Here is an 11,756-nt window from a genome sequence, read left to right on the forward strand (position 1 = left end):
AGCGGCGCCGATGAGCGACCTCCTGAACCGGGTCGTCCTCCCGGTCGCCAGCGACGACGACGCCGAGGCCACCGCCCGCGCGCTCGACGGCCACGAGTTCGGCTCGATGCTGGCGGTCCACGTGGTCGAGAAGGCCGGCGGCGCCCCCGACAAGGCCGGCGTCGAACAGCGCGAGGCGGCCGCCGAGGAAGCGTTCGCGATCCTCGAATCCCACCTCGGCGACGCCGACCTCGACACCGAGATCCGCTACGACACCGACGTGGCCGACGCTATCTTCGCGGCCGCAGACGAGTTCGACGCGTCGGCTATCGTCATCACGCCCCGGGGCGGCAGCCGGTGGATCCAGCTGCTGACCGGCGACGTGGCGCTGTCACTCGTGACCGAGACCGACCGCCCGGTGGTCGTCCTGCCGGACGTCCCCCACCCAGACGGCGGCGAACCGGCGGCCGACGCGACCGACGGAAGCGAACCGGCGGCCGACGCGACCGACGGAAGCGAACCGGCGGACGACGCGACCGGCGAATCGGCCCACGACACCGGAGGATCCGAGAGTGAGTGACGAGGACCTTGCCAAAGACCTCGGGCCGCTCGCGGCGCTGACGATCGGCGTCGGGACGATGATCGGCGCCGGGATCTTCGTCCTCCCGGGCGTCGCCATCGAGGAAGCCGGGAGCCTCGCCATCGCTGCGTTCGTCCTCGGCGGGGTCATCGCGCTGTTCACGGCGATGTCCGCCAGCGAACTCGGGACGGCGATGCCCCGCTCTGGCGGCGCGTACTTCTACGTCAACCACGCCCTCGGACCGCTCTTCGGCTCGGTCGCGGGCTGGGCGAACTGGCTCGGGCTCGCCTTCGCGAGCGCCTTCTACATGTACGGGTTCGGCGACTACATGAGCCAGATAATCGGGGTCGAGGGCACGTTCGGCGTCGGCCCGATTCAGATAACCGCGATCAAGCTCATCGCGCTGGTCGGCGCCGCCTTCTTCACCATGGTCAACTACGTCGGCGCCAAGGAGACCGGCAAACTCCAGAACGTCATCGTCGTCGTCCTCGTCGCTATCCTCACCGTCTTCACCATCTTCGGGTCGCTCCGGGCCGACCCCGCGAACCTCCCGACGGCGGAGGGCTACGGGCCGATGATGGCCACCACGGGCCTGATCTTCGTCTCCTATCTGGGCTTCGTCCAGATCACGAGCGTCGCCGAGGAGATCAAAGAGCCCGGCAAGAACCTCCCGCGGGCGGTCATCGGAAGCGTCCTCATCGTGACGACCATCTACGCGCTCGTCCTGCTGATCATGAGCGCGGCCGTCCCCGAGGGGTTCGTCGCCCAGGTGTCCGCCCGGGGCGACACGGCGGTCGTCGAGGTCGGTCGCCAGATCCAGGGGACGATCATGGCCGGCGCCCTGCTGTTCGGCGGCCTGCTCGCGACGGCCTCGTCGGCCAACGCCTCCATCCTCGCCTCCTCGCGGATCAACTTCGCGATGGGCCGTGACAACATCGTCACGCCGAAGCTCAACGAGATCCACGACCGCTTCGCGACGCCCTATCGCGCCATCGGGATCACGGGGCTGCTCATCCTCGTGTTCATCGTCACCGCCGACCTGGAACTGCTCTCCTCGATCGGCTCGGCGCTGCACCTGATCATCTACGGGCTGCTCAACATCGCGCTCATCGTCATGCGGACGGCCGACCCCGACGAGTACCAGCCCGACTACACCGTCCCGCTGTACCCCATCGTCCCGATCGTCGGAACGTTGAGCTCCTTCGCGCTCCTGTATTTCATCATCGGGACCGCGAAGGTCGTCAGCGCCGTCCTCGTCGTCGGCGCGATGGTCTGGTACGTCTTCTACGCCCGGACGCGCACCGAGAAGCAGGGCATCCTCTCGCAGTACATCCTCGAACGCTCCGACGAGATGCCCGAACCGGCCGTCTCGGCCGCGGCCGGCGTCGCCCCCGACGGCGGCGACTACCGCGTGATGGTCCCGCTCGCCAACCCCGAGCACGAGGAGGAACTCATCACCCTCGCCAGCGCGATGGCCAAAGCCAGGGGCGGGACGGTCGTCGCGACCCACATCGTCACCGTCCCCGACCAGACGTCGCTGGCGAGCGCCCGCGACCGCGCCGACGACATCGACGCCACCTCGGAGACGCTGCTCGACCACGCCCGGACGAACGCCGAGACGTTCGGCGTCCCCGTCGAGACCCACACCATCCTCTCCCACCGCGGGTTCGAGCAGATCTTCGACGCCGCGCGCACCCACGACGCCGACCAGGTCGTCATGGGTTGGGGCCCGGACTCCCACGGCTCGCCCGGACGCGCCGAGTCGGCCTTCGACGAGATGGCCGGCGACCTCCCCGCCGACTTCCTCGTCCTGCGCGACCGCGGGCTCGACACCGAGCGCGTGCTCGTCCCGACCGCCGGCGGCCCCGATTCGGACCTCTCCGCCGAGATCGCTACCGTCCTCCGCCGGGAGTTCGGCTCTGAGGTGACGCTGCTGTACGTCGCCGACGAAGGCGAGAGCGCCGAGGGCGCGGACTTCCTTGCCGAGTGGGCCAGCGACCACGACCTCGGCGACGCGAACATGCGCGTCGAGACCGGCGACGTCGAGACCGCCATCGAAGCGGCGGCCGGCGACGCCACCCTCGTGATACTCGGCGCCAGCGAACGCGGCCTGCTCCAGCGGCTGATCGGCGGGTCCGTGGTCATGGACGTCGTCGACGACGTGGACTGTTCGGTCCTCCTCGCGGAGAAACGCACCCAGCGGTCGCTGCGCGAGCGGCTGTTCGGCTGACCGGCCACGGGTTTCCCCCTCGCGGACCGAGGGCTAGTGCCCCGTGAACACGCGGAGCGTCTCCTCGGCGAGGCCCGTTCTGGAGAACAGCGTCACCGTCTCGCCGCCCGATATCGCGGTCGTCCCGTCCGGCGTCACGCCGTCTTCCCCCTCGCCGCTGTCGACCGACACGACGAGCACGTCCCGGTCCAGCAACCCCTCCTTCGCCGCGTTTTCCAGCGTCTTCCCGACGATGGGCGCGTCCTCACCGACCTGCAGTTCGACCACGTCCGCGTCGTCGCTGATGTCCGCGATGCCCGTCACCGGCGGCGCGGGGTCGGTGCCGTCGGAGCCGAACGCCTCGTAGGGCTGGAAGTGCTCGCGGTGTAGCAGGTCCTCGTCGTCGATGTGGACCCCGATCGCGGCGATCTCCCGCGAAATCCGCCTGATGTCGGCCATATCCCTGCCGACCACGGTCACGTGGAGGTCTTCGTCGCCCGTCATGATCTCCCGGACGTTGACGACGCCGGGGATGTCGAGGACCCGCTGGGCGAACCGCTTGCGGTCCGTCGCCGACGCCGTACAGAGAAACAGGTTCGTCAATCGACCGCCGAGTTTCTCGTAGTCGATCTGGGCGTGGTACCCCTCGATCACTCCCTCCGCTTCGAGACGGCGGATCCGGTTCCGTATCGTCGCCGGCGACACGTCGACCTCGGCGGCGATGTCCGGCGCCGACGTGTGTCGCGCGTCCTCCGCGAGCATGTAGACGATCCGCCTGTCTATCTCGTCGAACCGATCGCTCATATTTATACCAACGACCGGATCGAAAATAAGCACCCCTGTTTCGTCGGCGTTCGTTCCACGAACGGGGGTTTCACGCCGGTATCACTCGCTACCGAGGTCGGAAACGTCGAAAACGAGCGGATAGCGAGGCCCTCGCCCCTTCCAAACGATTACTTAGAAAAGGTGCAAATATTTTCTCGATAGCCAACTTATCGGAACGTATTTTACGGATTCGGTTAATCTAGGAGTATGACAGCGTCGATAGACGGGGAACGGGACGTGATGGCACACGCGCTCGTCCCGGTAGCCGACGATTCGGATGCGAGGGCGACGGCCAGGGCGCTCGCGCCGCACGATCCCGACCGGGTGACCGTCGCGTACGTCGTCGAGAAGGGCGGCGGCGTGCCGGACAAGACCCCGGTCGAACAGAGCGAGGAAGTCGCGAAGGCGGCGTTCGAGGCCTTCCGTGAGGAGTTCGGCCCGGCGGACGACCGAGTGCTGTACGACCGCGACGTGGTCGACGCGATCGTCCGGGTGGCCGAGGAGGTCGACGCGTCGGTGATCGCGTTCCGCCCGCGCGGGGGCAACCGGATCGTCCAGTTCCTGGCCGGCGACAAGACCCTCCGGCTCGTCACCGAGTCCGACCGACCGGTCGTGACGCTCCCCGATCCCGAGACGGACGCGGCGGTCACGGAGATCACTCCCGACGACACGACCGAGACGGGAGACGGGACGGAATGAGCAGCGACGAGGACCTCGCGAAGGACCTGGGCCTGCTCTCGGCGATGACGATCGGGATCGGGACGATGATCGGCGCGGGCATCTTCGTCCTCCCGGGGGTCGCCGCCCAGGAGGCGGGCCCGGTCGTCGTCGCTTCCTTCCTCGTCGGCGGCGTCGTCGCGATGATCAACGCCTTCTCCGTGTCGGAACTCGGGACGGCGATGCCCAAGGCCGGCGGGGGCTACTACTACATCAACCGCTCGCTCGGTCCCCTGTTCGGCTCGATCGCCGGGATGGGCGACTGGATGGGGCTGGCGTTCGCTTCGGCCTTCTACTGCATCGGGTTCGGCCAGTACCTCGCGACGCTCGCGCCGATACCCGGCTTCCTGTTCCTCGCGGACATCCAGGTCGGCGCGCTGATAGCCGGCGTCATCTTCGTCGGCGTCAACTACATCGGCGCCAAGGAGACCGGCGGCATCCAGACGGTGATCGTCCTCACGCTCCTGTCGATCCTGAGTGTCTTCGCCGTCTTCGGCTGGCTCTCCTTCGACTACGCCGTCCTCGTCGGCGACGGGGGTCTCACCCCGATGGGCTACGGCGCCATCCTCCCGGGGACCGCGGTCGTGTTCGTCTCCTTCCTCGGCTACGCCAAGATCGCGACCGTCGCGGAGGAGCTGAAGAACCCGGGGCGGAACCTCCCGATCGCCGTCATCGGAAGCGTCGCCCTCGTGACCGTCGTCTACGGGATCCTCGTGACCATCATGCTGGGGGTCGTCCCATGGCCGGACCTGAGCCGAGACGCCCCCGTCGCCCAGGTGACGAGGATCGCGTTCCCCGGCGGACTGACCGGCATCGCGGTGACGGTCGTCACGCTCGCGGCGCTGCTGGCGACCGCGTCGTCGGCCAACGCGAGCATCCTCGCGTCGGCGCGGATCAACTTCGCGATGGGCCGAGACGGGATCGTCACCGACTGGCTCAACGATATCCACCCCTCATTCGCCACGCCCTACCGGTCGATCCTCGTCACGGGAGCGGTGATCCTCGTGTTCATCGCCGCGCTGGGCCAGCAACTCGAAGTGCTCGCGAAGGCCGCCAGCGTCCTCCACCTCGTCGTCTACGCGCTGATCAACGTCGGACTCATCGTCTTCCGGGAGGCCGACGTCGAGGAGTACGACCCCGACTTCACGGTGCCGTTCTACCCCGTGACGCCGATCCTCGGGGCCGTCGCGTCGCTGGCACTCGTGACGTTCATGGACCCGATCGAGATCGGCCTCTCGATGGCGTTCGTCGTGACCGCCGTGGTCTGGTATCTCGTCTACGCCCGGCGCCACACGGTCTACGAAGGCGCGCTCGGCGAGTTCGTGACCGAACGTTCCGAGGAGATGCCGGACATCGCGGTCTCGGCGGCGGAGACGGTCGCACCGGACGGCGGCGACTACCGCGTGATGGTCCCGCTCGCCAACCCCGAACACGAGCAGGAACTCATCACCCTCGCCAGCGCCGTCGCGAAACAGCGCGGCGGGACGGTCGTCGCGACCCACATCGTCACCGTCCCCGACCAGACGCCCCTGGACCGCGCCCGCGACCGCGCCGACGACATCGACGCCACCTCCCAGGGCCTGCTCGACCGCGCCCGAGCGAACGCCGAGACGTTCGGCGTCCCCGTCGAGACCCACACCATCCTCTCCCACCAGGGCTACGAGGCCGTCTTCGACGCAGTCCGCACGCACGAGGCCGATCTCGCGGTGATGGGCTGGGGGCCGGAGGCCCACTGGTCGCCGGGCCGCACGGAGTCGGCTCTCGACGACGTGGCCGGCGACCTTCCGTGTGACTTCCTCGCCCTGCGGGACCGCGGGTTCGACCCCTCGCGAGTCCTCGTCCCGACGGCCGGCGGCCCCGACTCAGAACTCGGCGCGGAACTGGCGACAGACCTGCGCCGGGAGTTCGACGCCGAGGTGAGCCTGCTGTACGTCGCCGACGAGGGCGAGAGCGCCGAGGGAGCGGACTTCCTCGCCCAGTGGGCGAACGACCACGACCTCGGCGACGCGGACCTCCACGTCGAGACCGGCGACGTGGAGGCCGCCATCGAATCCGCCGCACGAGACGCTACGCTGGTCGTCCTCGGCGCCAGTGAGGAGGGGCTGCTCCAGCGCCTGCTCGGCGGGTCGCTCGTCATGGACGTCGTCGACGACGTGGACTGCTCGGTCGTCCTCGCCGAGAAGCCCACCGAGCGCTCGCTCCGTCAGCGCCTGTTCGGCAATCAGTAGTCCTCGATCGACCGCTGGTCCGGCCCGCCCCGCTCGTCGCCCGGCACGTTCGTCGCGATTATCTCGTCGACCTCGCCGCGAGCGCTCGCGTCGCTGTTTATCGCCCGCGTGGCACCCTCTCGCTCGACGGAAAAGCCCGCTTCGTCGTAGCGGTCGTACGTGACGCCGCTGTTCGACAGGACGACCCACACCCCCCGCTCGTCGAGTTCGACGGCCACCTCCAGCAGCCGCTCCTGGTCGTCGCGGCCGAACCCCGCCGCGCTGTACTCCGCGAAGTCCGCCGTCGGACTCATCGGCTCGTAGGGCGGGTCGAAGTAGACCAGATCGCCCGGCTCTGCGGCGTCGAGGACGTACGCGAAGTCGCCGTTCCGCACCTCGGTCCCGGCGAGCGCCTCGCCCGCCGCGCGCACCCGTTCGGCCTGCACCCAGTCGGGATCGGCGTACCGGCCGATGGGGACGTTGAACCCGCCGTCGCCGTTCTCGCGGTAGAGCCCGTTGTAGCACGTCCGATTCAGATACAGCAATAGCGCCGCCTCTTCGAGCCGTTCGTCGTCGCTCGCGGGCCACCCCTCCCCGTAGGCGCGCTCGTTGAACCGCGCGCGCTGCTGGTAGTAGTACTGCTCGACCGCCTTGCCGCGCCGCGTCTCCCCGTCGAACGGCAGAGACGGGTCCGGGTCGGCCTCGGGATCACGAAAGTCTCGTAACCGTTCGATCAGCGCCTCCGGTCGGTCGCGGACCTGCTCGTAGAAGTTCACGAGCCTGGGATTGGTGTCGTTGACCGTCGCTCGGGCGGGTTCGAGGTCGAAAAAGACCGCGCCACCGCCGAAGAAGGGCTCGTGGTAGCGGTCGAACGACGTCGGGAAGCGCGTGTACAGTTCCCCGAGCAACTGTCGCTTGCCGCCAGCCCACTTCAACACCGGTTTCGCCATTGACCGGACGGTCGTCGGTCACCGTCTTAAGCCCGACTATCGCTCGCGCCCGCGACCGGAGCCCGCCCGGTCGGCGAGTCAACCGACGGACGAGTCACCGTCGAAGATCCGCGCGTACAGCGTCTGCTCGGCGCGGCGCAGGTGGTCGTTGAACGTCGATTGACTGATCCCGAGCGATTCGGCGACCTCTTCGCCGGTCCGGTCCCGAGGCCGTTCGAAGTATCCACTCAGGTACGCGGTCCGGAGTACCTCCCGCTGGCGGTCGGTGAGGCCTTCGAGCGTCTCCGTCGGGTCCGACGCCGGCCGGTCGAGCCGTTCGCCGTCGTGTCTTGCGACCAGTTCCGTCTCCGGGAACGCGGCCTTGACCCGGCCGACGAACTCGCGCACGTCGGTCGACCGGGAGAGTTCCGCGGCGACCGTGGCCACACCGTCGTCGATCCGAACGCGTCGGGCGCGCGCGCCACTCCGAGCGAGCGCCGTCGGGATCGTCACCCCGCTGACGGTCGCCTCGTAACGCGTCCGGTCACCGAAGCCGCTCCCCGGCCCGAGGCGCTCGAACGACTGCATGCTCGTCGTGGCGACCGCGTCTCCCAGCGCCGCTTCGAGGTCGTCGTCCGACGAGAAGAACACCCGGACCTCCCCCTCACCCGCAGGGACAGCACCGTGGACGTCCAGTCGCGTGTCGGCCTCGGTCGCGAACCGACCGAGCGCCGTGTCGACCGCCCGGATATCGAGTTCGACCTCGACGACCGCGTCCGACCCGAGCGCCAGTCGGATCTCCGCAGCGTTCAGTGCCCGCGCGACCGTATCCGACAGCTCGACCAGGACCTCCTTGGTGAGCGGACCGAAGGCGTCTGCCTCGTGGTCGTACACCGCGAGGACACCGTAATCGACTCCGTCGTAGCGGACCGGTGTGGCGATGATGGACCGGTAGCCACGCGCCAGCGCAGTCCTGCGCCAGCGGTCCGCTCGGGTGGTCTCGACCACGTCCGCGACGTGGGTCACGTCCCCGCTCGCGACCGACTCGACTGCCGGATCACCACCGTCCGCGGACAGTTCGAGCGAGATGTCGTCGAGATACCCCGCCCGGTCGCCCGCCCGGGCACGTGGCGTGACTACTTCGCCGTCGCGTTCGCCGAGCCAGGCGAACGCGAACCGACCCTCGCGGGTCAGCCGCTCGCAGACGGCTGCCTCTATCTCCTCGACGCTCGTGGCGCGGACGAGTTCCCGGTCGATCTCCCGGATGATATCGTTGATCCGTCCGAGCCCCTCCAACCGACGGTTCTGTTCGGCCAGCTCCCGTTCGCGCGCCTCGACGGCGGCCTCGCGAGCGATCCGATCGAGCGTCGCCTCGGCGGTCGCCGCCAGATGTTCCGCTACCCGCCTCGTTTCCTCGTCGAACGCCTCGCGCTCGCCGGCCGCGAGGGCGAGGACGCCGTGAGCGGCCAGCGGGATCCAGAGCCCGCTCTCGACGGAATCGGGAACGCCCCCGCGACCCGCCGACCCGCCGAGCGAGACCGTCTCGTCGTTCGCGAACGCGCGCCAGACCATCGGTGACCCGCCCGGCGGCTCCGGAGCCACCTCACCACGGAGGTCGTGGAGCCCGTCGGTCGGAGCGACCGGGCGGAGCACGTTGTCGGCCTGGTCGAGTAGGTAGACGACCGCCGCGTCGATCCCCAGCGCGCCGACGGCGGCCTCGACGACCCGTTCGGCCACAGTCGTCGCGGTCGCCGCCGCCACGATATCGCGACTCGCCTCGTGGAGACGGACCAGCGTCCGCTCCAGGCGCGTTCGCTCGGTGATATCCAGTGCCGCACAGGTCAGTCCGATCACCTCCCCGTCCTCGCGCAACGGCTCGACCGTGAGGTCGTATGTGACCGATCCACTGGGTAACTCGTAGGTGACCACCTCTCTGACCGCCTCGTCCGCCTCGAGGGCACGTCGTTTGGGCTCCATGATCTGCTCGGCGGGCTCGGGCGGAAGCACCTCGTCGTCTCGTTTGCCGATCACCGCATCCGGGTCGAAGTCGTCGTGTGCGCCACCGATCCACGTGTATCGGAGGTCGGTATCGAGACGGAACGCGGTAAACGGCGAGTTCTCGAGGGCGACGCGGAGGTGTTCTCTCTCGGTCCGAAGGTCCCGGTCGAGCCGCCTCCGGTCTGTCACGTCCCTGACGGTCCCGACCGCCCGCCTCGGCGTCCCGTCGTCGTGAGCGATCACACCGTCGGCGGCGAGCCACCGCTGGTCCCCGTCGGCGCGCTGGATCCGGAACTCGCACGACCACTCGCCGCTCGCCAGTGCCGCCTCGTAGCTCTCCTCGACGCGCTCACGGTCGTCCGGGTGGACGTGGTCGAAGAAGCGCTCGACGCTCCACGTGTCGGGCGGATCGTCGTAGCCCAAGAGCCTGTCGTGTTGGGACGACCGCATCGAGACGGTGTCGTCGCGTACGTCGAACTCCCAGACACCGATCGCACCCGCCTCGAGAGCGAGTTCGATCTGACCCCCTTTATCGCCGTGCTCGGTGCCACCCCCCGCCGGATCCTCACCATCGTCCGTCGAGTCAGTCGAACCCTCGAACCCACTCATATCCGACGCTACGTCTCGGATGGGTGAATCTGTGTCGCTCACCTCGCCGACGCCGCCACCGGGTCCGATCCACGCGCCGAGTTCGCCCACGAACGTGACCCTCGGGTCGATACCTCGGTGCGTCCCGGTGTGGCCCACGGCCAGAGACCCGGCGGCGCCGCTGGTCGGGCTGGCCTGGACGTCGAAAAATTGGGTCGCGAACGGATAGTCGGCGGTTCTACCCGAACATCTGGCGCATCATGGGGTGCATCTCCATGAGCTGCTCTTCGGCGATCTCCTCGTAGATCTTGTAGGTGATCGAGACCGTCAGCAGCAGGCCGGTCCCGGAGACGTTCCCGATGGTGCCCATCATGTTGGCGAGGACGGCCAGGAGGCCGACCAGCGCGCCGCCGATGACGGTCACCTGCGGGATGTAGCGTTCGAGCACCTTCTCGATGACGCTGGTGTTGCGGCGGAAGCCGGGGATCTCCATCCCGGAGTTGTGGATCTGCTGGGCGGTCGCTTCGGGGCCCATGTCGGTGGTCTCGACCCAGAAGATGGCGAAGATGGCGCCACCGATGACCATGAAGGTCAGGTCGACGCCGACCCGCAGCATGATCTGCCACGGTTCGGCGTTCGTTTGGCCGAGCCACCACATCCACTGTTCGGGGTTCCGGACCGGGGCCATGTAGTAGAACAGACCGCCCACCGGGTTGGCGATGCCGCCCTGAGTGGACTGGTAGGTCCCGAGCCACGCGGGCAGGCTCCCCAGCTGGGCGTTGAGGATCCGGCCCAGGAACTGGAGGTTGGCCTGCAGCGCGCGGACGAGGATCATCGGCAGGACACTGGCGTAGATGAGCTTCACGGGGAAGCGACCGCGGGCGCCCTTGACGCGCGTGTTCGACAGCGGGATCTCCACACGGACGCTCTCTGCGTAGACGACCACGACGAAGATCATGACCGTCGTGATCAGCGCGAGGATCTGCCCCTGGCCGAACACGAGCGTCTGGAGCCCGCTCCCGAGGATCGGTCCCACGTCGGTACTACCGCTGAGGATACCGATCCATATCGGGATGATACCGAGCTCCTGGGGGTTGCCGATGAAGCTCGTCGAGACGAGCCCGCCGATCAGTCGCTGGCTGACGCCCGCGATGATGAACAGGCCGATCCCGGAGCCGACGCCCCACTTGGAGATGACCTCGTCCATGTAGAGGATGAGGACACCGCCGACGAAGATCTGCGCGAACAGCAGCCACTGGACGCCGAACGTCCCGCCGGGGAACGACTGGGCGAGCGACTGGCTGGCCGGCAGGAACGAGCCGGCGAAGACCATCGGCAGACCCGTCAGGCAGATCATCACGAGCACCAGGAACTTCTGGAGACCCTGGTAGAGGATCTGGTCCCGGGGGTTGTTCTGCGTGTCGAGGCCGAGTAGGTCGGCACCGCCGAGCAACTGCAACACGATGCTCGCCGTGACGATCGGCCCGATACCGAGTTGCAGTATCGTCCCCTGGCCACCGGCCAGGATCGAACGGAACTGTCCGAAGACGTCGCCACCCTGTCCGCTACCGAGGCCGAACAGGAAGACGTTCGTCAGGAAGAAGTACAGCACCAGCACGCCGGCCGTCCAGCCCAGCTTGCGCTTGAAGGGAACGTGCCCCTCGGGTCGCTGGACGGTGGGCATGCGGGTGAGTACCGGTTCGGCGGTGTCCTTCCAGCCCATG

At 68.3% G+C, this 11,756-nt stretch carries 8 protein-coding genes; 4 read left to right on the top strand and 4 right to left on the bottom strand.

Annotated elements, in window-relative coordinates:
• The first annotated feature begins 10 nt into the window (after window positions 1-10).
• Window positions 11-559 carry a universal stress protein gene (locus I7X12_RS00990; protein WP_198062032.1) on the top strand — a complete coding sequence of 183 codons (549 nt, stop codon included), beginning with the start codon at window positions 11-13 and terminating at the stop codon, window positions 557-559.
• Window positions 552-2,789, top strand: coding sequence for an amino acid permease (locus tag I7X12_RS00995; protein WP_198062033.1), 2,238 nt, complete (start codon window positions 552-554; stop codon window positions 2,787-2,789). Before I7X12_RS00990 ends, I7X12_RS00995 begins: the two co-directional genes overlap by 8 nt.
• A gap of 33 nt (window positions 2,790-2,822) precedes the next feature.
• Here the strand turns inward: I7X12_RS00995 and I7X12_RS01000 are convergent, their stop codons facing one another.
• Window positions 2,823-3,572, bottom strand: a complete 750-nt coding sequence (locus I7X12_RS01000) for an Lrp/AsnC family transcriptional regulator (protein WP_198062034.1) — start codon at window positions 3,570-3,572, stop codon at window positions 2,823-2,825.
• Between the two features lie 228 nt (window positions 3,573-3,800).
• Here I7X12_RS01000 and I7X12_RS01005 point away from each other — a divergent pair, with 228 nt between their 5' ends.
• The gene (locus I7X12_RS01005) at window positions 3,801-4,292 is read left to right on the top strand and encodes a universal stress protein (RefSeq protein WP_198062035.1); all 492 of its coding nucleotides are present in this window, start codon (window positions 3,801-3,803) and stop codon (window positions 4,290-4,292) included.
• On the top strand, window positions 4,289-6,538 hold the full coding sequence (locus I7X12_RS01010) for an amino acid permease (RefSeq protein ID WP_198062036.1): 2,250 nt from the start codon (window positions 4,289-4,291) through the stop codon (window positions 6,536-6,538). Before I7X12_RS01005 ends, I7X12_RS01010 begins: the two co-directional genes overlap by 4 nt.
• On the opposite strand, the gene I7X12_RS01015 is transcribed toward I7X12_RS01010, so the two are convergent.
• The 3 genes from I7X12_RS01015 to secY form a co-directional block, all read right to left on the bottom strand.
• The gene (locus I7X12_RS01015; RefSeq protein WP_198062037.1) at window positions 6,532-7,467 is read right to left on the bottom strand and encodes a DNA adenine methylase; all 936 of its coding nucleotides are present in this window, start codon (window positions 7,465-7,467) and stop codon (window positions 6,532-6,534) included. The genes I7X12_RS01010 and I7X12_RS01015 overlap by 7 nt on opposite strands.
• Window positions 7,468-7,545: 78 nt before the next feature.
• On the bottom strand, window positions 7,546-10,053 hold the full coding sequence (locus tag I7X12_RS01020; protein WP_198062038.1) for a bacterio-opsin activator domain-containing protein: 2,508 nt from the start codon (window positions 10,051-10,053) through the stop codon (window positions 7,546-7,548).
• Between the two features lie 217 nt (window positions 10,054-10,270).
• On the bottom strand, window positions 10,271-11,755 hold the full coding sequence (gene secY, locus I7X12_RS01025; protein ID WP_198062039.1) for a preprotein translocase subunit SecY: 1,485 nt from the start codon (window positions 11,753-11,755) through the stop codon (window positions 10,271-10,273).
• Window position 11,756 lies beyond the last annotated feature (1 nt).

Origin of the sequence: Halosimplex litoreum (assembly GCF_016065055.1) — an archaeon.
GTDB lineage: Archaea > Halobacteriota > Halobacteria > Halobacteriales > Haloarculaceae > Halosimplex > Halosimplex litoreum.